This window comes from Arthrobacter sp. L77, from assembly GCF_000816565.1.
Taxonomy (GTDB): domain Bacteria; phylum Actinomycetota; class Actinomycetes; order Actinomycetales; family Micrococcaceae; genus Arthrobacter_D; species Arthrobacter_D antioxidans.
Map to the genome: position 1 here is coordinate 80,847 of NZ_JWSU01000001.1, position 24,441 is coordinate 105,287.

Genomic DNA, 24,441 nt, shown 5'->3' on the forward strand with positions numbered 1-24,441 from the left:
CCTCAGCCGGCGAGGATCGAGGCAGTCCCCTCGTCCTCCACGCCGCCGTAGTAGCGGTCCAGCACGGCCTGGAACCACGGTTCCTGGGGCGCGGCCCGGTTGAAAAGCGTCATGGAGGACTGCAGCTTGCGGGCGTCGATCCCGCCGAGCACCGCCACGGGGTCGCTGCCGTCCAGGGTGAGGAGGGCCTGGGTGCTCTCCATCAGCCGGGGTCCGAGCACGGGATGCGACAGGTAGGCCTGTGCCTCGTCGAGCGATGCGATGGCGTACCGGACCGCCGTCGGGCTGCTCCCCAGCCCCGCGATCTGGGGGAAGACGAACCACATCCAGTGGCTCGTCTTGCGGCCCCGGTTCAGCTCGGCCAGGGCATCCGCGTAGGTGCCGTGGGCATCCTGCGCCGCGACGAATCGGGCCAGGTCATGGGGGTCCTCGGTCACTCGTGCCGCCTTCGGTCGGTGGTGGGGTTCTTCATCGGTAGCGAACACACCTGACATGACTGCCGACGGTCGCTAGCGTTGAAGGATGTCGACAATCAATATCACTGAGGCAAGCTTCCCAGAAACCATCGAGGGCAACGACATCGTGTTCGTCGACTTCTGGGCCGAATGGTGTGGCCCGTGCAAGCAGTTCGCACCGGTGTACGACGCCGTGTCGCAGCAGCACGAGGACGTCACCTTCGCGAAGGTGGACACCGAGGCCGAGCAGTCCCTCGCCGCCGCCGCGGGCATCACGTCCATCCCCACGCTCATGGCCTTCCGCGACAAGGTGCTCGTCTTCTCCCAGCCGGGCGCCCTGAACGCGACCCAGTTCGGCGAACTCGTCGACGCCGTGAAGGGCCTCGACATGAAGGCCGTGCACGAGCAGATCGCCCAGCAGCAGGCCGAGGGAACCCCGGCCGCCGACAGCCAGTAGTCGCTCAGGCAACAGAGAAGCCCCGCACTCCTTCGAGTGCGGGGCTTCGTCGTCCGTCGGTTCAGCTGTCTGATCAGGCCCGGTCAGGCCCGGTCCGAGCGCACGACCTCCACCGGCCGGGCCAGCAGGGCGCTCAGGGATTCGCCGAGGTCCTGGATGGCGGGGCCGCGCAGGTGCTGGTCGAGGAGTTCGGTGGACTCCCACTGCTCGGTGAGGACGATACGGTCCTGCTGGGCATCGGTGATCTCGTAACGGATGCACCCGGGCTCCTCCACCACCTGTTCGATGGCGATGCCGAGGGCGAGCTCCACGCGGAAGAACTCGCCGTCGAGCGGGGTGAATACTGCGGTGACGTCTACGGGCTGGCTCATCCTCCAACCCTAGCGGTGGCACGCCTGTCCTCCGCATCGTGGCGTGGCCGTCCTCCGCACACGCCGGCGCCCCGGCCGGCTCCGGGGTCAGCGCCGGCGGTGGTCCTCGGGCGAGAGTCGCGGCCCGAACGTCGGTTTGCGGAACCCGCTGGCATAGAGCGAGCGGACCACGCGCTGGCGCTGGCCCTTCCACGGCTTCAGCAGTTCGATCATGCCGGCGTCGTCGGTGCGCCGGCCGGTGAGCGCGGCGCCCACGTAGGCGGCGAGGTGGTAGTCGCCCACCGAGATGGAATCGGGGCAGCCGTGCGTCCGCTGCACCACTTCGGCCACCGTCCAGACGCCGATCCCCGACACGGACCGGAGTCCCGTACGGACGGCGTCACCGCCGGGCAGCGACGCGAGGCGTTCCAGCCCGGTCGCCACGTGGGCGGCCTTGAGGAGGGTGGACGAGCGCTGGGCGTCGACCCCGGCCTTGTGCCAGTCCCAGGACGGGACCCGGCGCCACTGCTCGGCGGTCGGCGGGAGGCGGAGCGCGGCAGGCCCGACGCCGCCGGACCCGGGAGCGGCGTCCCCGTACCGGACCAGCAGGTAGCGCCAGGCCCGTTTGGCCTCGATGCCGGTCACCCGCTGCTCGAGGACGGCCCGCGCCACGGTGTCGAGCATGCGGCCCGACGACGGCAGCCGCAACCCGGGCGTGAGGTACCGGCCCTTGCGGGCGAGGTCGGGCAGGGTGGCGCGGAACTCCGCTGCGTCGAAGACACTCCAGTCGTCGTCGGCGCCGAGCAGCCGAGGCAGGGATGCGAGCGCGCAGGCAGCCCCGGGCCCCCACGCCGTCGCCTGGACGCGGCTGTCGTTCAGCGACCCGCGCTGGCGCAGGGCCAGTGTGACCGGTCCGTCAGGGGTGCGGAACGCGAGCCAGTGATCGGGGCCCTGCACGATGAACGACGGGTCGTGCGGCCCGCACTGCAGGGTGCCGATCGTCCTGGCCAGGCTGTACGGGCCGTCGGGCACCCACTCCGCGGCCTCGGCGCCCGAGGGTACGGCGACGGGAGCGATGGTCATGGATCAATCGTCCCACGGCGCCCGGCCGGTCCGGCGTCCGGCCGGTCCCGCGGTCGCGGCGCGGTCCGGCGCGCNGTCCGGCGCGCGGCGGCGAGGCGCGTCGGGGACGCCGGGGCTGAACCGGCCGCGGCGTGGACGGCCGGTTCAGCCCGCGACGGTGCGGGCGATCGTGTCGCCGAGCGACGCCGTCGTCCCGGTCCCGCCCAGGTCCCGCGTGAGCGTATCCCCACCCGTGGCGAGCACCGACTCGATCGCGGAGAGGACGCACGCCGCGGCGTCCGCCTCCCCGAGGTGCTCGAGCATCATCGACGCGCTCCAGATCTGGCCCACCGGGTTGGCGATGCCCTGGCCCGCGATGTCGGGGGCGGAGCCGTGCACGGGTTCGAAGAGGCTGGGGAACGTGCGGTCGGGGTTGATGTTGCCGCTGGGGGCCACGCCGATGGTGCCGGTGCAGGCCGGCCCGAGGTCGGAGAGGATGTCGCCGAAGAGGTTGCTGGCCACGACCACGTCGAACCAGTCCGGGTGCAGCACGAAGTTGGCGCACAGGATGTCGATGTGGAACTTGTCCACGCGGACGTCCCCGTAGTCCGCCGCCATCGCCTCCACGCGCTCGTCCCAGTAGGGCATGGTGATCGAGATGCCGTTGCTCTTGGTCGCGGACGTCAGGTGCTTCTTCCCGCGCCGCTGCGCGAGCTCGAACGCGTACCGGAGGATCCGGTCCACGCCCGTGCGGGTCATCACCGTGTCCTGGATGACCGTCTCGCGGTCCGTCCCCTCGAACATCCGGCCGCCCACGCTCGAGTACTCACCCTCGGTGTTCTCGCGGACCACGTAGAAGTCGACGTCGCCCGGCCTCCGTCCGGCGAGGGGGCTGGTGATCCCGGGCAGCAGGCGGACCGGGCGCAGGTTCACGTACTGGTCGAAGTGGCGCCGGAACTGCAGCAGGCTGCCCCACAGGGAGACGTGGTCGGGCACCACGTCGGGCCAGCCGACCGCGCCGAAGAAGATGGCGTCGAAGGTGCGCAGTTCCTCGAACCAGCCGTCGGGGAGCATCTGCCCGTGCGCCACGTAGTACTCGGCGCTGGCGTAGTCGAACTCCACGGCGTCGACCGTGAAGCCGAACCGGTCGGCCGCCGCACGGAGGGCCCTCAGTCCCTCCGGCATGACCTCCTTGCCGATGCCGTCCCCCGCGATGACCGCGATCCTGTACGTCCTGGTCATGTCCGGGTCTCCTTCGTCGGCGCTGTGCTGTCCCTCCCACCCTAGGCTCAGGCGTCGGGCGGCCGGCGCGCCGTGCGGTACGCGGGTGTCGGAACGTCCTGCGGCGTAACGGCGGCGCGGGGGTTGGGGGAGCCAGCCGGTAGCGTTGTGGTCATGAAGTACGCCAATTCCATCGTCGACCTGATCGGCAACACCCCGCTCGTCAGGCTCAACTCCGTCACCGACGGCATCAAAGCAACCGTTCTCGCGAAGGTCGAATACCTCAACCCCGGCGGGTCGGTGAAGGACCGCATCGCGGCGAAGATCATCGACGCCGCGGAGGCCGAGGGCAAGATCAAGCCCGGCGGCACCATCGTCGAACCGACCTCCGGCAACACCGGCGTCGGTCTCGCCCTCGTCGCCCAGCAGCGCGGCTACAAGTGCGTGTTCGTCGTCCCCGACAAGGTGGGCGAGGACAAGCGCAACGTCCTGAAGGCGTACGGCGCGGAGGTGGTGGTCACGCCGACCGCCGTGGCCCCCGACAGCCCGCAGTCCTACTACGGCGTCTCCGACCGCCTGGTCCGCGAGATCCCCGGCGCGTACAAGCCGGACCAGTTCTCCAACCCCAACGGTCCGCTCAGCCACTACGAGACCACCGGGCCCGAGATCTGGAACGACACCGACGGCACCCTGACGCACTTCGTCACCGGCGTCGGCACCGGCGGCACCATCACCGGTACGGGCCGGTACCTCAAGGAGGTCTCCGCCGACCGCGAGGGCGGTCCCGTCCGCATCATCGGTGCGGACCCGGACGGTTCCATCTACTCCGGCGGCACCGGCCGCCCCTACTTCGTCGAGGGGGTCGGCGAGGACATGTGGCCGGACTCCTACGACCCCTCGGTCCCGGACGAGATCCTCGGCGTCACCGACGCCGAGAGCTTCGAGATGACCCGGCGCCTCGCGCGCGAGGAGGGCCTGCTGGTCGGCGGGTCCTGCGGCATGGCGGTGGTCGCTGCGCTGCGTGTCGCGAAGGACCTGTCGGAGGACGACGTCGTGGTGGTCCTCCTGCCCGATGGCGGCCGCGGCTATCTGGGCAAGATCTTCAACGACGACTGGATGAAGTCCTACGGCTTCATGGACAGCGGCGAGGACACGAGCGTCGGGGAGGTGCTGCGCTCCAAGAGCGGCGCCATGCCGGAGCTCGTGCACACGCACCCCGCCGAGACGGTCCGCGATGTCATCTCGATCATGGACGAGTACGGCGTGTCCAGCATCCCTGTGCTGTCCCAGGAGCCTCCGGTGAAGATGGGCGAGGTCCTGGGCTCGATCGACGAGCGGTCCCTGACGGCGAAGATCTTCCACGGCGAGGCGAAGCTGACGGACAAGATCTCGCAGCACATGGAGCCGAAGCTGCCCCTCATCGGGTCCCTCGAATCCGTGGGGACGGCCCGCGAGAGGCTCCAGGACAGCGACACGCTGATGGTGACCTTCGTCGGCGCGCCGGTGGGAATTCTGACGCGCCATGACTTGCTGACATACATGAGCAAGTAACCCCGAACTTCAGGAGCATCGTGACGCACTCTGACGCCCAGGGCTTCAACACCCGGGCCATCCACGCAGGCCAGACCCCCGATCCCACCACCGGAGCGGTGATCCCGCCCCTGTACCAGACCACCACGTTCGCACAGGACGGCATCGGCCAGCTGCGCAACGGCTACGAGTACGGCCGCGGCACCAACCCCACCCGGGACGCGCTGCAGGTGCAGATCGCGGCGCTGGAAGGGGGCAGGCACGCCTTCAGCTTCTCCTCGGGCCTCGCCGCCGAGGACGCCCTGATCCGTGCCGCGCTCCGTCCGGGTGACCACATCGTGCTGGGCAACGACGCGTACGGCGGCACCTACCGCCTGATCGACCGCGTCCTGTCCGAGTGGGGCATCACGAACACCGCCGTGGACATGGCGGACGGCGCTGCCGTCCAGGCCGCGATCGCCGCGAACAACACGAAGATGGTCTGGGTCGAGACGCCGTCGAACCCGATGATGAAGATCACCGACATCGCCGCCACGGCCCAGCTCGCGCACGAGGCCGGCGCCCTGCTCGTCGTCGACAACACGTTCGCCTCGCCGTACCTGCAGCAGCCGCTCGTGTTCGGGGCCGACGTCGTCGTGCATTCGACCACCAAGTACATCGGCGGGCACTCCGACGCCAGTGGCGGGGCCGTCGTGGTGAACGACGACGCGCTCGCCGAGAAGATCGGGTTCGTGCAGTTCGCCGTCGGTGCCGTGTCCGCACCGATGGAGGCCTGGCTGACCACGCGTGGCCTCAAGACCCTCGGCATCCGCATGGACCGCCATTCCTCGAACGCGACGGCGATCGCCCGCTGGCTGCAGGAGCAGGACGAGGTGGAGCGCGTGTTCTACCCCGGGCTGCCGGAGCACCCCGGCCATGACCTCGCCGCGGCCCAGATGAAGGACTTCGGCGGCATGATCTCCGTGACCTTCACGGGTGGGGCGGAGGCCGCGAAGAAGGTGGCCGAGTCCACGCACGTGTTCACGCTCGCGGAGTCCCTGGGCGGGATCGAGTCGCTCATGAACTACCCGAGCGACATGACGCACGCCTCGGTGAAGGGCACCGAACTGGCCGTGCCCGAGAACCTCATCCGGCTGTCGGTCGGCATCGAGGACATCGAGGACCTGCTCGGCGACCTCGAGCAGGCCATCGCAACCCTCCGCTAGCCCGCGCGGACATGCGGAAGGCCCCTTCTCCGGAAGGGGCCTTCCGCATGTCCGGGGTCTGGTCCTGCACGCTCGTCCTGCGGTGCCGCCGGTGTTACGGAGCGGCGTCCTCGGTGGCCCAGGCCTCCACGTAGAAGTCCGCGGAGCGCGAGTCCAGCAGGTCCCCGTAGGGTCCGGGCTCCATGGCCTGCGCCGAACCATCCGGGACGGTCGCGGTGAAGGCGGACACCCCGAGTCCCGCCTGCCGGTCCTTCAGGGTCAGGCCGGCCGCCTCCAGGACGGTCGGGTACAGGTTCAGCTGGTCCACGCCTGGGCGGAGCGCGCCGTCCCCGGCATCGCCCGTGGTGCCCGGTACCCAGATCCGGTTGAAGATGGTGCGGTTGGGATGGTCGTCCAGCTGCTCGTGGAAGTCGTCGCTCGCATTCATGTGCTTGAGGTGGTCGCCCATGATCACCACGGCGGTGTCCTCGAGGTAACCCTTCTCCTCCATGTACTCCACGAACCCAGCCACCTCGGTCATGGAGCAGGCGAACACGGAGGTGAGCTCGTTCTGCGTATCCACCGGGCAGTAGTCGTAGACGTGCACCGGCTCGTGGGTGTCCAGCGTCAGGACGGAGAGGTTGAACGGTTCACCGGTCGCCTCCGCCCCGGCGTGCAGCGCATCGATCTCCTCCCTGGCGCGGGCCAGGAGGCGCTGATCGCTCAGGCCCCAGTCGCTGCGGAAACTCGTCACGGGCTCACCGGCTGCGCGCCAGTGGGCGAGGTCCTTCACCGCGGAGTAGCCGTGGCTGCGGAGGAACGTCTCCTTCGCCGCGAAGGAGGCATTGGCGCCGCCCAGGAAGACGCTCGTGTACCCGTGCTCCTCCAGGACGTCGCCGAGGCAGGTCGCTCCGCCCAGATAGGAGTCGACGTCGTTGCCGAGCTCGTTGGGGGAGCCGCTGCTCCCCGCAGGGCCGCCGCCCTTCAGCGGGAAGCCGCACTGGGTCGAGGCGAGGCCGGCCATGGTCCAGCCTCCACCCCTGTACTGCTGGAGATCGTCGATGCTCCGCCAGCCGTCCGCGGCCTCCGTGGCGTCCTTCAGGGACGCGAAGGCGTCCTTCTCGAAGAGCTGATCGTCGGCGAGGGTGGCTTCGCCCGACTCCAGGTAGATCAGCACCAGGTTGCGCTTCTGCTCATCGCTGGTGACGATCGGGTCCACGTGGTACTCGCCGAGGTCGTACTCGGAATTCGCCGCCTTGATGTACTCACGCATCCCCACCGCGCTGCCGAAGGCGGTGGTGCCGCCGACGACCACCGCGGCGACCAGGACCGTGGAGACGGTGCGCCCGACCCACGAGGAGCGTCGAGGACGGGCGTCGTCACTGCGCAGGTTCTCCTGCCGGCTGCTGCGGCGGGAGTGCTGCCACAGCGCGACGCCGCCGGTGATGAGCAGGGGCAGGACGCCGACCACGAGGATACCGGTCCAGACGAGCGACCCGCCCCCGCCGTCGGTCTCCACGGAGACGAGGTTGAGGAGCATCTGGTTGACGGAGATCTCGCCCCACTGGAAACGGATGCCGACGGCGGCGAAGAGCAGCGCGAGCCCTGCCCAGAGCACGAGGTAGAGCAGGACGCGTGCCACGACGACACCGACCCGTCGGGCCACGTGAAGAATCGGGTCAGACATACGCCACCTCGCGTTCCAGATGCCCGCGTGTTCGCCGTACACCCTTGACATTGCACCCGGTCACGGGTCCAGAAAATCCTAGTATCGATACGCTACCCGTTCAACAGCAGTTCACCTGTAGGTAGCGGACCGTTCACATGGTTTTCCCAGTTTCAACGGGCCGGTGCGGCGTCCTCGCGGGGGGGCCCGTCGTCGTTCCCGGCGAGGAGGCGGCGATGCAGCAGATGCCCGGCGTGTCATCCAGGACACGGGTGCCGAACGGGAGAACCGGGAACCACGGCGGGTGGGCCGTTTGTGGCTAGCGGGACCCCGGCAGCCGGAGGCGCTTCCTGGCCTTGGGCTGCGTCAGCTGGAAGTAGTCGCTGCTCTGCGGCAGCCACATGAGCAGGACGGCGACCAGCATCGCCCCCGCGACCAGCGACAGTCCGGGCGTTCCACGGACCACGATCGGGACGCCCGCGATGATGCCGATGGTGCTCAGCAGCTCGCGGGCGCTCCTCCTGCCCCGGCGCAGCGGGACCAGGAGGAGCAGCTGCAGGACGGCGAGTGCCCCGAACAGTGCGCCGAGGCCGATGAACCCGGCGCGGTCGCCGTCCTGCACCGCGGACGACGTGATGAAGGTGCCCGCAGCGATGAGCAGCAGGACCGCGATCACGAGCCACAGCACGACGGCGGCGCGCAGGGTGAACGGCCGGGGCGGCAGGGGCTTCGCCACGGGACGTCCTAGCCCCGCGGCGCGACGGTGCCGGTGCGGGTCCCGGTGTCGTAGGAGTAGACCTCCGTGCCACCGATCCAGACCTGCAGGGCGCGCTGCATGACGTCGAGCGGGTCGCCGCTCCACAGCACCAGGTCCGCGTCCTTGCCCACGGCGAGCGAGCCGAGACGGTCGGCCAGTCCGAGGACCTTCGCCGGGTTGATCGTGATGGAGCGCAGGGCCGTCTCGCGGTCGAGGCCCTCCTTGATGGCCAGCGTCGCCTGGTGCACGAGGAAGTTGATCGGGATGACCGGGTGGTCGGTGATGATCGAGATCTCCACGCCGGCCTTCGCGAGCTTGCCCGGGTTGGCGATCGAACGCCCGCGCAGTTCCACCTTGGACTTCGTGGTGAAGAGGGGTCCGATCAGCACGGGGGTCCCGCGCTCCGCCAGGATGTCGCCGAGCAGGTGGGCCTCGGTGCCGTGGTCCAGCACGAGGTCGTACCCGAACTCGTCGGCGATCCTGATCGCGGTGGCGATGTCGTCGGCCCTGTGGGCGTGCTGGCGCCATGGGATCTCGCGCCGCAGCACCATGGCGAGCGCCTCGAGGTGCGGGTCGCGTGCGTTCTCGTCGGCCTTGCCCATGTAGTTCTGGGCCTTCATGAACGCCTCGCGGATGACGAGCGCGGTGCCGAGGCGCGTCGACGGCGTCTTGTCCTTGCCGCCGTACACACGCTTGGGGTTCTCGCCCAGCGCCGACTTCAGGCCGCTGGGGGAGCGCAGCACCATCTCCTCGAGGTACCGGCCGTGCGTGTGGAGGGCGACGGCGAGCCCGCCGATCGGGTTGCCGGACCCCGGGTTCACGTTCACGGTGGTCACACCGCCCGCGAGGGCGTCGTCGAACCCCGGGTCGAAGGGGTTGATGGCGTCGATCGCGCGGACGCCGGCGGTGTTCGGGTTGGTCATCTCATTGGTGTCGTCGCCCGCGGAGCCCTCGCCCTCCTCATGCGTCCCCAGGTGCACGTGGGCATCGACGAAGCCGGGCAGCAGCCACTTGCCGGCCGCGTCGACGACGGTCGCGCCGTCGGGCACGGAGACGGACGCGCCGAGGGCCGTGATGCGGCCGCCCTCGACGACGACGGTGCCGTCGAAGGGTTCGCCGTCGATCGGGACGACGTGCGCGTTGGTGATGGCCGTGACGGGGGCGGTGTTTCCGCTGGTGTGCGACATCGGGAGTGAGACCTTTCACAGGGGGTCGGGTGATTTCCACCCTATCGGCACGCGGGCGGCCCGCCGGGGCGTGCCTACACTGGATGAGCCGTTCGTCGGGCTTCCCGGACCGGTCCAGCACCCGATCCCTCGGAGGAGAAGAATGAGCCAGCGCAGTGCTCCAGTGTCGGCGAGGAACCGGGCGCTGGGCCTGGTGGCCGCAGTGGTGGTGTCCGGGGCACTGGCGGCCTGGGCCTTCGCCTGGGCGGACTTCATCGGCCTCGACTTCCGCGTGTACCGCATGGGCGGGCAGTCCGTGGTCGACGCCGACGGGTCGCTGTATTCGCGCTCCTTCGGCGAGGGCGAAGGATCCCTGCTCTTCACGTATCCGCCGTTCGCCGCGCTCGTCTTCACCGTCCTCACGCTGGTGACCGCGGAGACCGGGGCCGTGCTCTTCGTCGCCCTGTCCGTCCTCATCGCGGCCGCGACGTCGCTGCTCATCACCCGCTACCTCGGCGGCTTCAGAGCCGTCCGCGACGTACTCCGCCACCCGACCGCCCTGCCGCTGGCGATCGCCGGGACCGGCCTCGTGTGCCTGCTGGGGCCGTGGCGGGAGACGATGGCGTTCTCGCAGGTCAACATCGTGCTGTTCGCCATGATCGCCGCCGACCTCCTCTCGGGGCCGCACCGCCGCCTGCCGACCGGCCTGCTCACCGGCATCGCGGCCGGCATCAAGCTGACGCCGCTGGTTTTCGGCCTGTACTTCCTCGTCCGCGGCGAATGGAAGCAGCTGTTCACCATGGCGGGCGGCTTCTTCGGGACCATCGCCGTCGGGTTCCTCCTCCTGCCGGGCGAATCCATGACCTACTGGCTGCAGATGCTGCGGGACACCGGGCGCATCGGTGGCGAGGGGTACGTGGACAACCTCTCGGTCCGCGGGACCATCCTCCACTTCCTGGGCCCCGACTTCCCCTCCACCATCCCGTGGCTGATCGTCTCCCTCCTGCTCGTCGCCGCGACCGCGTACGTCATCCGCTCCTCGAGACGCCACGGTGACCGTTTCCTGCCGATCGCGATGACCTCGCTGCTCATGCTCCTCATCTCGCCGATCTCGTGGTCCCACCACTGGGTCTGGATCGTCGTCGTGCTCGCGGTCCTCGCCGGGCAGGCGGCCGGGCTCCCTCCAGCCCTGTCGGCCTACCGGACGACGGCGGCGATCCTCTTCGTCGTGACCCTCCTCGTCTTCATCTACTCGCCGAAGACGATCGGCCTGCTGTTCGGGGCCGAGGACCTCGACTCGCAGCTCACCACGGGCTGGCTCATGGCCTCCAGCGCCGGCGTGGTCTGCGCGCTCGCGATCACGGTCTTCTGGGTCCTCCTGTCCCGCGCCCGGCCGTCCCTGGATGCGTCAGCATCGGGCGGCGGGCGCGGCAGGACCGAGGCCTGGACCGCGCGCGGGGCGGACCACCCCGCACCCCCGGCCGACGACGCCGTCCCGAACCCCACGCACCACTGATGGCACCGGCGGCGCGGCGTACCCTCGCGGCCCCCGTCGGGCGCCCGCGCCTCGTCGCCGCATGCGCCGTCGCGCTGGTCCTGCCCCCGCTGCTCGAGGCGGCCGTGTTCAGGGCGGGCGGTTCCCTGCTCGCGGTCGATGTCCTCTTCCAGCTCGCCTGCGTCATCGCCGTCGCGCTGATCGGCGGCCTCTGGCCGGCCCTCCTGGGCGCGCTGTGGAGCAGCATCATCCTGAACTACACGTCCACCGAGCCGTTCGGATCCCTCGAGATCTCGGACGCCGAGAACCTCGCCACGGTGCTGATCTTCATCGCCGTCGCGGTGACCGTCTCCCTCGTGGTGGGGCTGTCCGCGCAGCGATCCCGCGAGGCGGCGCTGGCCCAGCAGGAAGCGGCGCTGCTCGGGGCACTGGCCCGCGGCGCGCTCGCGGAGGAGGACACGCTGCAGGGCTTCCTGCGGCACGTCCAGACCCAGTTCGACGTCGACGCCGTCGCCCTGTTCGGCCGGGCAGCGGCCCCGACCGACGCCTCCGGGGACCCTGACGCCACGACAAGTCCCGGCATGGAGCGGACGGCGCTGGCGGTCCGCGACGCCCCCGACCCGGAGCCGGACCAGCGCGGCGCCGCGCGGGACGGGCGCGGCGGAGCGGACGCCTGGACACCGGAGGCGGCGACCACCGTCGAGCCGGTGGACGGCGACGTCACGCTGGCCCTCTACGGCCACCAGCTGTCGGCGCGCGAGCGCGGCCTCCTCACCGCGTTCGCCGGGCAGCTGCGGTCCATGCTCCAGCGGCAGGAACTGATCAGGAGTACGCGCACCAACCGGCGGCTGATCGAGGGCAATGTCATGCGCACGGCGATCCTGCGATCGGTGTCCCACGACCTCCGCACGCCCCTGACCGGCATCAAACTGGCGGTCAGCAGCCTCCGGCACTCCGAGCTCAGCTTCACCCGGGAGGAGGAGGACGAGCTGCTCGAGACGATCGAGGACTACTCCGACCGGCTGGACGCACTCGTGAACAACCTCCTCGACATGTCGCGCATCACCGGCGACGCCGTGAACGCGCTGCTGCGCCCGCTCCGGTGGGTCGACGTCGTGGGGCCCGCCCTCGCGGGGGTCCCCGCGGACCGCGTGCACGTCGCCATCCCGCCGAACCTCCCCGCGATCGAGGCGGATCCGGGACTGCTGGAGCGCGTGCTCGCCAACATCGTGGAGAACGCGGTGAAGTACGCTCCGGGGTCGCCCATCGAGGTGACGGCGTCGGTCGGCGGGACCGGCAGGGCGCTCATCAACGGTTTCCCCGCCAGCGAGCTGCGCGTGATCGACCACGGGCGCGGCGTGTCACGGGACGACGTCGCCGCCATGTTCCGTCCGTTCCAGCGCCTCGACGACGCGCCGTCGGGTGCCGGCGTGGGGCTCGGGCTCGCGGTCGCGAAGGGTTTCACCGAGGTGATGGGCGGCGTGCTCGACGCCGAACAGACGCCGGGCGGCGGCCTGACGCTCGTGATCCGCCTGCCCATCTCGACGGGGGCGGCGGAGCTGTGACGCGCGTGCTGGTGGTCGACGACGAACCGCAGCTCCTCCGGGCGCTCGAGATCAACCTCCGCGCCTACGGCTACCAGTGCGTGACGGCCGTCGACGGCGAGACCGCGCTCGCCGCCGCCGCCGAGCACCACCCGGACATCATCGTGCTGGACCTGGGGCTGCCGGACCTCGACGGCGTGGACGTCATCCGGCGGATCCGCGGGTGGTCGCAGGTCCACATCATCGTGCTGTCGGCGCGGCACGGGTCGCAGGACAAGGTGGACGCGCTCGACGCGGGCGCCGACGACTACGTGACGAAGCCCTTCGGCCTCGACGAACTGCTGGCCCGGCTCCGCGTGGCGGCCCGGCGGTCGGCGATCGCGGCGGAGGCCCCGGTCATCGTGACCCCCGACTTCACCCTCGACGCCGGTGCGCGCCGCGTGGTCAGGGACGGCAAGGACGTCCGGCTGACGCCCACCGAGTGGAAGATCGTCGACCGGCTGATCAGTCATCCCGGCCGGCTCGTGTCGCAGCAGCAGCTGCTCCTGGACGTCTGGGGTCCGGCCTACGCGAAGGACGTGCAGTACCTCCGCGTGTACCTGGCGCAGCTGCGCAAGAAGCTCGAGCCGGACCCCGGTACGCCCCGCTACTTCCTGACGGAGAGCGGGATGGGATACCGGTTCGAGCCGTGAGCGCCGTGAGCGCCGTGTCCGCCGGTGGTCCCGGAGTGACCCGGGACGCGACCTAGGATGGTGGCCATGACCTCCGGTACCCTCCTCGCGGTATGCCGCGTCCACGGACTCCTGCCCACGAGGGACTCCACGGGCGTCACCGCGATCGACAAACGGGCCGTCGTCGGGCCCGTGGACGTCCACCCGCTGGGACTCACGGGGGACATCCAGGCCAGCCGCAAGCATCACGGCGGGCCCACGAAGGCCCTCTACGCCTACTCTCAGGAGGACGCCGACTTCTGGGCTGCGCAACTGGGGCGGGACGTCACCCCCGGCCTCTTCGGCGAGAATCTCCGCGTCGCCGGGGTCGACGCCTCCAACGCGGTCATCGGGGAACGCTGGAGCGTGGGGGAGCAGGTGGTCCTCGAGGTCACGATGCCCCGGACGCCGTGCGTGAACTTCGCGCGGTACCTCGGGGAGAAGTCCTGGGTGAAGCGCTTCAGCGAGGCCAACCGCGTGGGGACCTACTTGCGCGTGGTGGTGAAGGGCAGCATCACGGCCGGAGATGCGATCCGGATCGACAGCGTGCCGGACCACGGCGTCACGGCAGCCCAGGTCTACGCCGGCCTCGACGGGACACGCGCCCTGGCGCTCCTCGATGCCGCAGCCGGGGGAACCCTGACGCTCACCCCGCAGGTGCGCAAGGCCGCCCTGCACGCCCTGAAGGTCGCGGCGCCGGCCTGACGTGCCGAACGTCACCCGGCCGCCGTCGCCCTTCTGGCTCGGGGCGACGCGGGTGTGCCGTAGACTGGGAACATCCCCCACACCGGTATTCCCTTTATGTCCGCCCTCTCGGGCCGGATTGGTTGTGTTGGGGCTCGGAGCACAGGCTCGCGAGCAGATTCATCAGGGAGCGCCGGCTAGAAGAAACGTCACACGTCACTGCTGAGAGAGCAGAGAGAACCGTGTGACCGGAGTTCGGCGCCGGGATTGAAACAGTGCCGGATTCCTACGTTCATTCGGCACTGCGGGCTCCATCCTGCCAGGGCCGTCCGGCACCTACCTGGAGGATTATTTCCCGTGCCTGAAAACCTGTCCGAACAGATCACCGACTCCACTCCCGTCACCGACGAGACCGCGACGGCTCCCGCCGCGCCGGCCGAGGACGACGCCGCCGAGGTCCGCTTCACCGACCTGAACCTGGACCACCGCGTCCTCGCCGCCCTGACCGACGTCGGCTACGAGAAGCCCTCACCGATCCAGGCAGCGACCATCCCCGCCCTGCTCGAGGGCCGCGACGTCGTCGGCCTCGCCCAGACCGGCACCGGCAAGACCGCCGCGTTCGCCATCCCCGCGCTGTCGAAGATGGCCGAGCTCGCCGACGTCAACGGCGGCCCGAGCAAGAACACGCAGGTCCTGGTCCTCGCACCGACCCGCGAACTCGCGCTGCAGGTCGCGGAGGCCTTCACCTCCTACGCCAAGCACATGGAGGGCTTCACCGTCCTCCCCGTCTACGGCGGATCGCCCTACGGGCCCCAGCTGGCCGGGCTCCGCCGCGGCGCGCAGGTCGTCGTCGGCACCCCCGGGCGCGTCATCGACCACATCTCCAAGGGCTCGCTCGATCTGTCCAACCTCGAGTACGTGGTGCTCGACGAGGCCGACGAGATGCTGCGCATGGGCTTCGCCGAGGACGTGGAGCAGATCCTCTCCTCCACCCCGGCCGAGAAGCAGGTTGCCCTGTTCTCCGCGACGATGCCCCCGGCCATCCGCCGCATCGCCAAGAAGTACCTGAACGACCCCGCCGAGATCTCGGTCAAGGGCAAGACGACGACGGGCACCAACACGCGTCAGCGCTTCCTGCAGGTCATGGGCCCGCACAAGCTGGACGCGATGACCCGCATCCTCGAGGTGGAGGACTACGACGGCATCATCGCCTTCGTCCGCACCAAGATGGCGACCGAAGACCTGGCGGACAAGTTGCGTTCACGGGGCTTCTCGGCCGCAGCCATCAACGGAGACATCCCCCAGCAGCAGCGTGAGCGCACCGTCGAGGCGCTGCGCGACGGCAAGATCGACATCCTCGTCGCCACGGACGTCGCCGCCCGTGGCCTCGACGTGGAGCGCATCTCGCTCGTCGTGAACTACGACATCCCGCACGACACCGAGTCCTACGTGCACCGCATCGGCCGCACCGGCCGTGCAGGCCGTTCGGGCGACGCGATCCTCTTCATCACCCCCCGTGAGAAGTACCTGCTCCGTTCGATCGAGAAGGCCACGCGCCAGCCGGTCGAGCAGATGCAGCTGCCCTCCACGGAGAAGATCAACGAGCTGCGCCTGAACAAGTTCGCGGAGAAGATCACCACGACGCTGGCCACCGAGGACGTCTCGCTGTTCCGCGACCTGATCGCGAACTACGAGATCGAGCACGACGTGCCTGCCGCCGAGATCGCCGCGGCCCTCGCCATCATGGCGCAGGGCGGCCAGCCCGTCCTGGTCCAGGACATCCCGGTGGCTCCTGCCGGCCAGCGCGAGCGCGCCGACGGCCGCAAGGACGCCTTCGGGTCCCGTGGGCCGACCCGCACGCTCACCGAGGGCAACGCCACCTACCGCATCGCGGTGGGCCGTCGCCAGCGCGTGATGCCGGGCTCGATCGTCGGGGCCATCGCGAACGAGGGCGGCCTGTCCTCCTCGCAGATCGGTGGCATCGACATCCGTGCGGACCACAGCCTCGTGGAACTGCCGGCCGATCTCTCGAAGGACCAGCTGCGGGCGCTCTCCAAGACGCGCATCGGCGGCGAGCTGATCCACCTCGAGCTCGACAAGGGCCGCAAGCCCGCCGGCAACCGTGGTGCGGGCGAGTTCAAGAAGCCCTTCAAGAAGGACTACCCCAAGCGCGACGGGGACACCCGTTTCTCGGGCGACGCCAACCGCAAGCCACGCCAGGCCAAGGGCGCCGGCGCCGGGGCAGGACGCCCCAGCACGCAGTCCGAGCAGTGGTAGGGCCTCGCTGACGGACCCCATCGGACCCGTGCCCGCACGGGTCCGATGCGGAATCCGGTGTCCACCGATCGGGGTGGCCGCCGATTTCGCACCAGCGGCGGGGAACTGGTAAAGTTTCTTGCTGTTGCCCCCCTAGCTCAGTGGTAGAGCGCGTTCTTGGTAAGAACGAGGTCACCGGATCGATTCCGGTGGGGGGCTCGCAAATGAGGGGGCCCGTGACGATCATTTGATCGGTGCGGGCAGACTCATTTAGGGCGGTGTAGCTCAGCTGGTTAGAGCGCACGACTCATAATCGTGAGGTCGTGGGATCGAGTCCCACCACCGCTACAGGAGAAACCACGGAAGGCCCCGGAGCTTCGGCTCCGGGGCCTTCCGTGTGCCTGACCTCGCCGTCGACCTGCCACGTTCTCGACGCGGGCGCCGCGGGTGTCGGCCCGCGACCGGGAGGGAGCGTCCGACCCGCGGCGCCGTGTCAGTCGCCCTTGACGTTGATGATCTGACGGAGCGTGTGGCGCACGTCCACGAGCTCCCTGGCGTCCCGCATGACCACGTCGATGTCCTTGTAGGCGGCCGGGATCTCGTCGAGGAACGCCGGGGTGTCCCGGTACTCGATGCCGCGCATGGCCGCCCGGAGCTGGTCCTGGCTGAACCTCCTGCGGGCCGCGGTGCGCGAATACCCGCGGCCGGCGCCGTGGGGCGCCGAGTCCATGGCCTCCCTGCTGCCCCGGCCCGTCACCACGTAGGAGCGTGTGCCCATCGAGCCCGGAATCAGGCCGGGACGCCCCGGGTCCGCGGCGATAGCACCCTTGCGGGAGAGCCAGACGTCCTTCCCGTAGTGGGTCTCCCGCTGCGTGTAGTTGTGATGGCAGTTGATGCGCTCCCGCTCCTGCACCGGTGTGCCGACCCACTCCGTGAACCGGCGGACCAGGCGATCCATCATCTCCTCGCGGTTGAGCAGGGCGAACCTCTGCGCCCACAGCAGCTCGGCGAGGTAGCGGTCGAATTCCGGCGTGCCCTCCTCCAGGTACGCGAGATCCCGGTGGGGGAGGCTGATGGACCGCCGTGCACAGTAGTCCTGCGCGGCGCGGATGTGGCGCAGCGCGATGCGGTTGCCGACGCCCCGGGACCCGGAGTGGAGGAAGAGCCAGATGTCGTCCTGCTCGTCGAGGGACACCTCGATGAAGTGGTTGCCCGAACCGAGCGTGCCGAGCTGGAGGCGCCAGTCCCTCACGTAGCCCGCCGGGTCGAAGCCCGCGGATCGCGCGTCGTGCTCGAGGTCGTCGATGCGCGGCTGGGCCGAAGCGCCCACCCGTTTGTTGTTGTTGCCCGCCGAGAGGGGCACGGCCCGCTCGATCGCCTCGCGCAGGCGACGGCGGTCCAGGTGGGCGACGTCTCCGGCGGTGAGGTCGGTCCGCACCGCGACCATCCCGCAGCCGATGTCGACGCCGACGGCCGCCGGGATGATCGCCCCGAGTGTCGGCAGGACCGAGCCGACGGCGCAGCCCTTGCCCAGATGGGCATCGGGCATGGAGGCGAAGTGCGGGTACACGAACGGCATGGAACTGGTCATCCTGTTCTGTGCCAGGGTCGCGTCGTCGATGATGCTCGCGAAGTTGACGTAGCTGTCGCTGATCCAGTCCATCCCCCGAGGCTATCGAGGAGTCAGGCGGACCGTCCCGGCAGGTGCCCGCCCGGCCAGGACCTTGCGCCGGCCTCAGCGGACCCGTACCGCCTGGAGGACGGCGTCCCTGATGGTCACGTCACGGCCGTCCGGGGTGCGCTGGGTCCTCGGGCGGGACTCGCAGGCCCGGATGTCCCAGGCGTCGTCGAGCAGGGCGGCGATCTGCTGCGGGGTGTAGAACAGCTCGGCGTGCGGCGGCCGTCCGACTCCGGCGTGCCGGTCCGAGGGGTCGTGGGCGACGATCAGGAGGGTGCCGCCGACGCCCACGAGCGCCGCCAGCTGCTGGAAGATCCGCGAACGGTCCGGATCGGGCAGGTGCATGAACTGGATGGACACGAGGTCCTGCCCGCCCGGGAGCTCCGGCGAGGCCAGCAGGTCCACGTGCCGCCACTCGAGGCGATCGGTGATCGGCTCCCCGAGTGCCTCGGCATGGGTCCTGGCACGGGAGAGGGCCACCTCGGAGACGTCGACGCCGAGGACGGTCCATCCCCGGGAGGCGAGCCAGACGGCGTCGGCTCCCTCCCCGCAGCCGACGTCGAGCGCCCGGCCCGGCGGCAGGTCCTGTGCCGCGGAGACGAGCTGCCGGTTCGGGTCGCCGCTCCAGATCCTCGATGCATGCTGCCGGTAGCGGTCGTCCCAGAACTCCTGCGTGTACTCAACCGACACGGTGTGCCTCTTCCCGACGCTTCGACCCGGCGGGCGCGGAGGCGCCCATGGCCAGACCATCATCCAGCCCGTGGCGCCGGACACCAAGCACGCGCTCCGAGACGCCGGCCTCCGACGACGCCGAGAAGGGTCCGCGGTATCCGTCGAGGGCCCAGGCCGTCTCCTCCGCGACCAGGTCGGCGTTGATCGCCGCACCCGCCATGGTCCCCTCGGCCGCAGCGACGACGACCTGCGCGGAGAGATTCGAGACGTTGCCCGCGACGTACACCCCGGGTACCGCGGTGGAGCCCATCGGGCCGGGGACGATCGAGTGGCCCATGCCGGAGGGATGATCCTGCGGAGCGAGGCCCAGCGGTTCCACCAGGTCACCGCGGGCTTCCATCCGCGTCCCGACGGCGAGGGCATCGAGGGCGAAGACCGAACCGCTCCGCAGCGTCACCCCGGTCAGGGCACCGTCCACCTGGTCGACGGAGGTGACGGCACCGTCCACCACGCGCACCGACCGGGCGGCCAGCGTGTCCCATTCCTCGTCCGTCGGAATCACCGTGTCGTCGAGGAACAGCGTGATGTGCTCCGACCACTGCCGGAACAGGAGCGCCTGGTGGATGGACATCGGGCCGGTCCCGAGGACGCCGATGCGCTGTCCGCGGATCTCGTACCCGTGGCAGTACGGGCAATGCACGACGCCCGCACCCCACTGCTCGCGCAGGCCGGGAATCGCCGGCAGGCCGTCCGCGAGGCCCGTGGCGAGGAGCAGGCGCCGCCCGACGACGACGCCGCGTCCGTCCGCCAGCGCCACGGCGAAGCCGTCGGCGACGCGCCGGACGTGCACGGCCTCGGCGCGGACGATTGTCGCGCCGTACCTCCCGGCATCGGCGCGGCCGGCGTCGAGCAGCGCTGCGGGGCTCATGCCCTCGCGGGCGAGGAAGCCGTGGACGCCCCGGGCGGGTGCGTTGCGCGGCTGCCCGGCATCGAGGACGACGACGGAGCGGAGGGCGCGTCCCAGCGTGACGGCCGCGCTCAGGCCCGCGGGTCCGCCGCCGATGACGACGACGTCGTACCGCTCCTGCAGGGTGTGATCGGTGGGTGGCATGGTGGTTCTCCTTCTGGTGTGCGGATGCCTTCCAGCATCGGACGACTCCCGCGCGGAGTGCAAACTTCTTTGCTGATATGGCAAAATGAGGGCATGACTGCAGATCTCGACGCCGTGCTCGACGCCGTCGGCCCCCGCCTCCGTGCCCTTCGGGCGCACCGCAATCTCACACTCGGGGACGTGTCCTCGGCGTCCGGCATCTCCGTGAGCACGCTGTCGCGGCTCGAATCCGGCCGGCGGCGCCCGAACCTCGAGATCCTCCTGCCCATCGCCCAGGTGTACGGGGTGCCGCTCGACGATCTCGTGGGAGCTCCGCCGACCGGCGACCCCCGCATCCACCTGCGTCCCGTCGAGTACCACGGCGTCACCGCCATCCCCCTCACACGCCGCCCCGGCGGCATGCAGGCGTTCAAGATGGTGCTCGACGGCGATGCGCGCGGCACCGAACCGGATCCGCAGGTCCACGAGGGCTACGAATGGCTGTACATCCTCAACGGCTCCCTCCGCCTCGTCCTCGGCGACAACGACTTCGTGCTGGGAGCGGGCGAGGCCGCCGAGTTCGACACCCGCACCCCCCACTGGTTCGCCAGCGCCGACGGGCAGCCCGTCGAGCTCATCAGCCTCTTCGGTCAGCAGGGCGAGCGGATGCACGTCAGGGCCCGGCCGAAGCGGACCTAGCCCCTGCACGGTGTCCTTCAGGCGGGTCATTACTCAGCTTGCTTATGATCCGGCGTGTTCCTAGGCTGGACGTGGTACGACAGCCACGCTCTACGCAAGGGAGAACAGCATGTCCGAACACGACATTTCCGGCAAGAAGGTCGCATTCCTGCTGACGGACGGGGTGGAGCAGATCGAGCTCACGAGCCCCTGGAACGCGGTCAAGGAGGCGGGCGGAGTCCCCACCCTGGTCTCGCCGAAGACCGGGACCCTCCAGGGCTTCGACGGCATGGACAAGGGTGACACCTTCGAGGTGGACCTCGCCGTGGCCGATGCGCAGGCCGACGACTACGATGCGCTCGTCCTGCCCGGCGGCGTGGTGAACGCGGACTTCCTGCGCGTCGACAAGGACGCCCAGGCGTTCACCCGTGCGTTCTTCGAGCAGCACAAGCCCGTCGCGTCCATCTGCCACGGGCCCTGGCTGCTCATCGAGGCCGGGGTGGTGAGCGGCCGCGACCTGACGTCCTACCACACGCTCGCGACCGACCTGAAGAACGCGGGCGCCAACTGGAGCGACGAGGAGGTCGTGGTGGACCAGGGCCTGGTCACGAGCCGCACCCCGGACGACCTCGAGGCGTTCAACGACAAGCTCCTCGAGGAGATCGAGGAAGGCCCCCACGAGGGCCAGACCCCGTAACGCGGGCACGCACCCGAACACACACTGCAGGGTCCGCCGTCCGGCGGGCCCTGCAGTGTCGTCAGGGGGTCGGGGAGGTCCGGAATCGTGGACGGTCATGGCCAAGTCCTGGCCGATACGACAGGATCGGAGCATGACCGACCTCCCCTTCCCCGTCCGGCCCATGCTCGCCAAGGCCGTCGCTGCCGTCCCCGAGCCGGACAGCGTGCCCGGCGGCCTCGTGTACGAGCCCAAGTGGGACGGCTTCCGGGCGATCGCGAGGATCGCGGACGGCACCTGCGAGATCGGCAGCCGGGGTTCGAAGATGCTCACCCGGTACTTCCCGGAACTCGTCGACGCGCTGCTCGAGAATCTCCCCGAGCGCTGCGTGGTGGACGGCGAGATCGTCGTGCGAAGAGGGGCCCCCGGGGCGGAGCGGCTCGACTGGGACGCCCTGTCGCAGCGGATCCACCCGGCGGAGAGCCGGGTGCGGCTCCTGGCGGAACAGACGCCGTCGTCGTTCATCGCCTTCGACCTCCTCGCCCTGGACGGGGCCGATCTGACGGGCGTCCCCTTCGACGAGCGCCGGAAAGCCCTGGAGGGGGTCGGGGCGTCCTTCGCGGAGCCGGTCCACCTCTCGCAGGTCACGCGCGACGTCGAACTCGCGCGCCGCTGGCTCGTGGAGTTCGAAGGCGCGGGTCTCGACGGCGTCGTCGCGAAGCCGCTGGCCGCCGCATACGAACCGAACAAGCGGCGCATGCTCAAGGTGAAGCACCACCGCAGCGCGGACGCCGTGGTGCTGGGATACCGGATCCACACGTCGGGGCAGGGGGTGGGGTCGCTGCTGCTCGGTCTCCACGACGACGACGGCACGCTGCGGAACGTGGGCGGCATCTCCGCGTTCCCGGCCGCGCGTCGGCTGGAGCTGGTCGACGAGCTGGAGCAGGACGTGATGCGCGACGACGACGGCGCGGCGGAGCTGGGTGCGACCGAGCGGAGCCGGTTCGCCTCCGCGAAGGACGTCTCCTACATCCGGCTCCACCCGCGACGCGTGGTCGAGGTGCGGTACGACCAGATGGAGGGCGACCGCTTCCGCCACACCGTCCAGTTCGAACGGTGGCGGCCGGACCGGGAGGCCCGCTCCTGCACCTTCGACCAGCTCGACCTCCCGGCGGCCTACGACCTCAGCCGCGTCCTGGCGGGCGGGACCGCGTCTCCCGGGTGACCCCGGCAGCTCAGTACCGCTCCGGTTCCTCGCCCAGCTCGAAGTGGCGGCCATGGATGTAGGTGGGCGTGATCTCCACGTAGGTGTACTTCCGTGTCGGGATCCAGGGCTTGAGCGGTAGCGTGTCCGCCTCGTCCACCTCGGACTGCGCCACGATCACCCGGGCCGTGCCCTTGAGCACCACGCTCCAGGCCTCGTCGTCGTTCACCTCGTCCACCTCGAAGGCGACGCGTTCGTTGACCGTGAGTTCAGCCAGCTTCGTCCCCGGATTCGTCCGCATGAACAGTGTTCCGTTGTGCGCCACGAAGTTGAGCGGATAGATGTCCGGCTCGCCCAGCACGCTCACGGCGAGGCGACCGTACTCGGAGCGTTTCAGCATGTCCCATGCTTCGGCTTCGGACAGGACGGTTCCGGGTCGTTCGTCACTTTCCATGGCGTGATCCTCCTGGACGTCGGGGCGTCCGGGCTGGTGGACGCGGGGGTGGTGCGGCACCAGTGTCGCCGACGTCCGCTGCGGGCACCAGAGCCGGTCGGCCCTGATGCTCGGGGGTCGCTCGGCGCCGGAGTCCGCACGTCCCGCCGTCGTTGTCGGCGCCGGCCTCTACGCTGGAGCCGTGGAACCCACCTATCTCTGCAGCGGCGTCACCTGGCACGAGGCCGGTCCGGCCCTGTCGATGCACGAGGTGTCGGCGCTGCCCGGGGACTCCGGTGAGGAGGACGAGGGGCGGCACGAACTGCAGCTCACCCCCGGCACGAGACTGGCCTTCGAGATCACCGCCGAGGGGAAGTACTGCCTCGGCTTCCACCGGGTCCACGGGCGGGACGACCGCACATGGGTGCGGTGTGCCGATCAGGCGCCGTCCGAGCGCGGCTCCCAGTGCGGGCGGTGCTTCGCGCAGGACGACCTCCGTTTCGTGCACGACATCCACCGCTCCGGGATCGCCCCCGCCGGGCTGAAGCGCTACCTCGACCAGCCGCACTGGCTCTACGTGGCGACCTTCGCGGACGGCTCGACGAAGGTCGGGACGGCGTCGAACCTGCGGAAGCGGGCTCGCCTCGTGGAGCAGGGCGCCGTCGTCGCGCAGTACGTCGCACACACCCGGGACGGGCGGATCGTCCGGATCCTCGAGGACGAGGTCACGCGCACGGTCGGCCTGCCGCAGGCCGTGCGATCCGCCACCAAGGCCGCGTCCCTGTGCGCGCCGCTGCCCTCCGTGCAGCTGGAGCACGTCAACGACGGTTTCGCCCTGGCGGCCCGGGGACTGCTGGCCGGGGGTATGGGGATCGAGGGTTTCGTGGTGGTGCACGAGGAGTTCGAGCCTCCGTCGTCGTGGTCCGCCGTCCTCGGCCGGCGAGGACTGCAGCCCTACCCGTCGCCGCTCGGCCAGGGCCGGCACGGCGTCACCGTCCGCGAGGTACTCGGCCCGTCCGCGCTGGTCTCGATCGATGGCTCGGACCTCGTGTTCGTCGCGGATCTGGCCCAGCTCAAGGGTCGGCGGCTCAGGGCCGGGGACTTCAGCACGCCGGTGCCGGCTGTCCAGGAGGCGCTCTTCTGATGACCGACGGCGGGCGGCAGTAGAATCGGGGAATGCTGAATACGCCCTGGGAGACCGGCTCGGACCTGTACCGCAAGCTGGTGGTCTCCGCCCTGGTGACCACGGCGCTCGGCATCCTCATCGCCGTGGTCGGAGCCGTCACGGACCAGCGCACGCTCGTCTCCACGGGCATCCCGATCATCGTGGTCGGCATGGTGTGCCACCTCGCGGGCATGGTGGTGCGTTCGCGCGACACCCGGCGCCGCCTCAGGGACCGGCGCTGAGCCCGCACAGCCCGACGGCCGACGCCGTCCCGTTCCCGCGCCTTCAGCCAGGATCTCCCGCCCGCC

24 protein-coding genes and 2 tRNA genes are annotated in these 24,441 nt (G+C 70.2%); 15 read left to right on the forward strand and 11 right to left on the reverse strand.

Features of this window, described 5'->3' with window-relative positions:
• Window positions 1-2: 2 nt before the first annotated feature.
• Complete coding sequence (locus RY94_RS00405) at window positions 3-437, reverse strand: DUF1810 domain-containing protein (RefSeq protein ID WP_043440462.1); 435 nt, start codon at window positions 435-437, stop codon at window positions 3-5.
• Window positions 438-522: 85 nt separating this feature from the next.
• On the opposite strand from RY94_RS00405, the gene trxA reads away from it, so the two are divergent.
• Window positions 523-912 (forward strand): thioredoxin, encoded by a 390-nt coding sequence (gene trxA, locus RY94_RS00410; protein ID WP_043440465.1) that lies wholly within the window; start codon window positions 523-525, stop codon window positions 910-912.
• A gap of 83 nt (window positions 913-995) precedes the next feature.
• Here the strand turns inward: trxA and RY94_RS00415 are convergent, their stop codons facing one another.
• From RY94_RS00415 to RY94_RS00425, 3 genes are all read right to left on the reverse strand, one after another.
• Window positions 996-1,283, reverse strand: a complete 288-nt coding sequence (locus RY94_RS00415; RefSeq protein WP_043440467.1) for a putative quinol monooxygenase — start codon at window positions 1,281-1,283, stop codon at window positions 996-998.
• Window positions 1,284-1,370: 87 nt separating this feature from the next.
• Window positions 1,371-2,345, reverse strand: coding sequence for a DNA-3-methyladenine glycosylase family protein (locus tag RY94_RS00420; protein WP_043440469.1), 975 nt, complete (start codon window positions 2,343-2,345; stop codon window positions 1,371-1,373).
• 144 nt (window positions 2,346-2,489) lie between these two features.
• Window positions 2,490-3,566, reverse strand: a complete 1,077-nt coding sequence (locus tag RY94_RS00425; RefSeq protein WP_043440472.1) for a tartrate dehydrogenase — start codon at window positions 3,564-3,566, stop codon at window positions 2,490-2,492.
• 153 nt (window positions 3,567-3,719) lie between these two features.
• Here RY94_RS00425 and RY94_RS00430 point away from each other — a divergent pair, with 153 nt between their 5' ends.
• Together RY94_RS00430 and RY94_RS00435 are read left to right on the forward strand one after the other, a co-directional pair.
• Entirely contained in the window at window positions 3,720-5,096 is a 1,377-nt protein-coding gene (locus RY94_RS00430; protein ID WP_043441207.1) for a cystathionine beta-synthase, read from the forward strand.
• 20 nt (window positions 5,097-5,116) lie between these two features.
• Window positions 5,117-6,280 (forward strand): cystathionine gamma-synthase, encoded by a 1,164-nt coding sequence (locus tag RY94_RS00435; protein WP_043440474.1) that lies wholly within the window; start codon window positions 5,117-5,119, stop codon window positions 6,278-6,280.
• 94 nt (window positions 6,281-6,374) lie between these two features.
• Here RY94_RS00435 and RY94_RS00440 read toward each other — a convergent pair whose 3' ends face one another.
• The 3 genes from RY94_RS00440 to RY94_RS00450 form a co-directional block, all read right to left on the reverse strand.
• The gene (locus RY94_RS00440; RefSeq protein ID WP_043441209.1) at window positions 6,375-7,946 is read right to left on the reverse strand and encodes an LTA synthase family protein; all 1,572 of its coding nucleotides are present in this window, start codon (window positions 7,944-7,946) and stop codon (window positions 6,375-6,377) included.
• Window positions 7,947-8,244: 298 nt separating this feature from the next.
• Entirely contained in the window at window positions 8,245-8,661 is a 417-nt protein-coding gene (locus tag RY94_RS00445; RefSeq protein ID WP_043440477.1) for a hypothetical protein, read from the reverse strand.
• Between the two features lie 8 nt (window positions 8,662-8,669).
• Window positions 8,670-9,869 carry an amidohydrolase gene (locus RY94_RS00450; RefSeq protein ID WP_043440480.1) on the reverse strand — a complete coding sequence of 400 codons (1,200 nt, stop codon included), beginning with the start codon at window positions 9,867-9,869 and terminating at the stop codon, window positions 8,670-8,672.
• Window positions 9,870-10,011: 142 nt separating this feature from the next.
• Here RY94_RS00450 and RY94_RS00455 point away from each other — a divergent pair, with 142 nt between their 5' ends.
• The 7 genes from RY94_RS00455 to RY94_RS00485 all read left to right on the forward strand — a co-directional run bounded on the left by RY94_RS00455 (window position 10,012) and on the right by RY94_RS00485 (window position 16,885).
• Window positions 10,012-11,364: a glycosyltransferase 87 family protein gene (locus tag RY94_RS00455; protein WP_197060556.1), complete on the forward strand. Its 1,353-nt coding sequence runs from the start codon at window positions 10,012-10,014 to the stop codon at window positions 11,362-11,364.
• On the forward strand, window positions 11,364-12,908 hold the full coding sequence (locus RY94_RS00460) for an ATP-binding protein (RefSeq protein WP_052273770.1): 1,545 nt from the start codon (window positions 11,364-11,366) through the stop codon (window positions 12,906-12,908). Before RY94_RS00455 ends, RY94_RS00460 begins: the two co-directional genes overlap by 1 nt.
• Window positions 12,905-13,579: a response regulator gene (locus tag RY94_RS00465; protein WP_043440482.1), complete on the forward strand. Its 675-nt coding sequence runs from the start codon at window positions 12,905-12,907 to the stop codon at window positions 13,577-13,579. The genes RY94_RS00460 and RY94_RS00465 overlap by 4 nt, the downstream gene beginning before the upstream one ends.
• A 66-nt stretch (window positions 13,580-13,645) precedes the next feature.
• Complete coding sequence (locus RY94_RS00470) at window positions 13,646-14,302, forward strand: MOSC domain-containing protein (protein ID WP_043440483.1); 657 nt, start codon at window positions 13,646-13,648, stop codon at window positions 14,300-14,302.
• 336 nt (window positions 14,303-14,638) lie between these two features.
• Complete coding sequence (locus RY94_RS00475; protein WP_043440486.1) at window positions 14,639-16,558, forward strand: DEAD/DEAH box helicase; 1,920 nt, start codon at window positions 14,639-14,641, stop codon at window positions 16,556-16,558.
• Between the two features lie 126 nt (window positions 16,559-16,684).
• Window positions 16,685-16,756 (forward strand) — tRNA-Thr (locus RY94_RS00480).
• Between the two features lie 55 nt (window positions 16,757-16,811).
• Window positions 16,812-16,885 (forward strand) — tRNA-Met (locus RY94_RS00485).
• A gap of 145 nt (window positions 16,886-17,030) precedes the next feature.
• Here the strand turns inward: RY94_RS00485 and RY94_RS00490 are convergent.
• The 3 genes from RY94_RS00490 to RY94_RS00500 form a co-directional block, all read right to left on the reverse strand.
• Window positions 17,031-18,200, reverse strand: coding sequence for an RtcB family protein (locus RY94_RS00490; RefSeq protein WP_043440489.1), 1,170 nt, complete (start codon window positions 18,198-18,200; stop codon window positions 17,031-17,033).
• A gap of 72 nt (window positions 18,201-18,272) precedes the next feature.
• A complete protein-coding gene (locus RY94_RS00495; RefSeq protein WP_043440492.1) occupies window positions 18,273-18,905 on the reverse strand; it encodes a class I SAM-dependent methyltransferase in 633 nt (210 codons plus the stop codon).
• Window positions 18,895-19,998 (reverse strand): NAD(P)/FAD-dependent oxidoreductase, encoded by a 1,104-nt coding sequence (locus tag RY94_RS00500; RefSeq protein ID WP_082045954.1) that lies wholly within the window; start codon window positions 19,996-19,998, stop codon window positions 18,895-18,897. Before RY94_RS00500 ends, RY94_RS00495 begins: the two co-directional genes overlap by 11 nt.
• Before the next feature lie 93 nt (window positions 19,999-20,091).
• Between RY94_RS00500 and RY94_RS00505 the strand changes: the two genes are divergently transcribed.
• From RY94_RS00505 to RY94_RS00515, 3 genes are all read left to right on the forward strand, one after another.
• Window positions 20,092-20,676, forward strand: a complete 585-nt coding sequence (locus RY94_RS00505) for a helix-turn-helix domain-containing protein (RefSeq protein WP_043440494.1) — start codon at window positions 20,092-20,094, stop codon at window positions 20,674-20,676.
• 109 nt (window positions 20,677-20,785) lie between these two features.
• Complete coding sequence (locus tag RY94_RS00510) at window positions 20,786-21,352, forward strand: type 1 glutamine amidotransferase domain-containing protein (protein ID WP_043440497.1); 567 nt, start codon at window positions 20,786-20,788, stop codon at window positions 21,350-21,352.
• 133 nt (window positions 21,353-21,485) lie between these two features.
• A complete protein-coding gene (locus tag RY94_RS00515) occupies window positions 21,486-22,556 on the forward strand; it encodes an ATP-dependent DNA ligase (RefSeq protein ID WP_043440499.1) in 1,071 nt (356 codons plus the stop codon).
• 10 nt (window positions 22,557-22,566) lie between these two features.
• On the opposite strand, the gene RY94_RS00520 is transcribed toward RY94_RS00515, so the two are convergent.
• Complete coding sequence (locus RY94_RS00520) at window positions 22,567-22,989, reverse strand: pyridoxamine 5'-phosphate oxidase family protein (RefSeq protein ID WP_043440502.1); 423 nt, start codon at window positions 22,987-22,989, stop codon at window positions 22,567-22,569.
• Between the two features lie 181 nt (window positions 22,990-23,170).
• Here RY94_RS00520 and RY94_RS00525 point away from each other — a divergent pair, with 181 nt between their 5' ends.
• Together RY94_RS00525 and RY94_RS00530 are read left to right on the forward strand one after the other, a co-directional pair.
• Window positions 23,171-24,112, forward strand: coding sequence for a DUF2797 domain-containing protein (locus tag RY94_RS00525; protein ID WP_043440505.1), 942 nt, complete (start codon window positions 23,171-23,173; stop codon window positions 24,110-24,112).
• 32 nt (window positions 24,113-24,144) lie between these two features.
• Window positions 24,145-24,375, forward strand: coding sequence for a hypothetical protein (locus tag RY94_RS00530; RefSeq protein ID WP_043440508.1), 231 nt, complete (start codon window positions 24,145-24,147; stop codon window positions 24,373-24,375).
• The last annotated feature ends 66 nt before the right edge of the window (window positions 24,376-24,441 follow it).

What these genes read in the sequence shown, in the direction of transcription:
- RY94_RS00520 (WP_043440502.1), bottom strand. Translation starts at nt 22,989, where the DNA reads ATGGAAAGTGACGAACGACCCGGAACCGTCCTGTCCGAAGCCGAAGCA.
- RY94_RS00530 (WP_043440508.1), top strand. Translation starts at nt 24,145, where the DNA reads ATGCTGAATACGCCCTGGGAGACCGGCTCGGACCTGTACCGCAAGCTG.
- RY94_RS00470 (WP_043440483.1), top strand. Translation starts at nt 13,646, where the DNA reads ATGACCTCCGGTACCCTCCTCGCGGTATGCCGCGTCCACGGACTCCTG.
- trxA (WP_043440465.1), top strand. Translation starts at nt 523, where the DNA reads ATGTCGACAATCAATATCACTGAGGCAAGCTTCCCAGAAACCATCGAG.
- RY94_RS00490 (WP_043440489.1), bottom strand. Translation starts at nt 18,200, where the DNA reads ATGGACTGGATCAGCGACAGCTACGTCAACTTCGCGAGCATCATCGAC.
- RY94_RS00515 (WP_043440499.1), top strand. Translation starts at nt 21,486, where the DNA reads ATGACCGACCTCCCCTTCCCCGTCCGGCCCATGCTCGCCAAGGCCGTC.
- RY94_RS00425 (WP_043440472.1), bottom strand. Translation starts at nt 3,566, where the DNA reads ATGACCAGGACGTACAGGATCGCGGTCATCGCGGGGGACGGCATCGGC.
- RY94_RS00440 (WP_043441209.1), bottom strand. Translation starts at nt 7,946, where the DNA reads ATGTCTGACCCGATTCTTCACGTGGCCCGACGGGTCGGTGTCGTCGTG.
- RY94_RS00420 (WP_043440469.1), bottom strand. Translation starts at nt 2,345, where the DNA reads ATGACCATCGCTCCCGTCGCCGTACCCTCGGGCGCCGAGGCCGCGGAG.
- RY94_RS00415 (WP_043440467.1), bottom strand. Translation starts at nt 1,283, where the DNA reads ATGAGCCAGCCCGTAGACGTCACCGCAGTATTCACCCCGCTCGACGGC.
- RY94_RS00500 (WP_082045954.1), bottom strand. Translation starts at nt 19,998, where the DNA reads ATGCCACCCACCGATCACACCCTGCAGGAGCGGTACGACGTCGTCGTC.
- RY94_RS00460 (WP_052273770.1), top strand. Translation starts at nt 11,364, where the DNA reads ATGGCACCGGCGGCGCGGCGTACCCTCGCGGCCCCCGTCGGGCGCCCG.
- RY94_RS00510 (WP_043440497.1), top strand. Translation starts at nt 20,786, where the DNA reads ATGTCCGAACACGACATTTCCGGCAAGAAGGTCGCATTCCTGCTGACG.
- RY94_RS00455 (WP_197060556.1), top strand. Translation starts at nt 10,012, where the DNA reads ATGAGCCAGCGCAGTGCTCCAGTGTCGGCGAGGAACCGGGCGCTGGGC.
- RY94_RS00450 (WP_043440480.1), bottom strand. Translation starts at nt 9,869, where the DNA reads ATGTCGCACACCAGCGGAAACACCGCCCCCGTCACGGCCATCACCAAC.
- RY94_RS00505 (WP_043440494.1), top strand. Translation starts at nt 20,092, where the DNA reads ATGACTGCAGATCTCGACGCCGTGCTCGACGCCGTCGGCCCCCGCCTC.
- RY94_RS00430 (WP_043441207.1), top strand. Translation starts at nt 3,720, where the DNA reads ATGAAGTACGCCAATTCCATCGTCGACCTGATCGGCAACACCCCGCTC.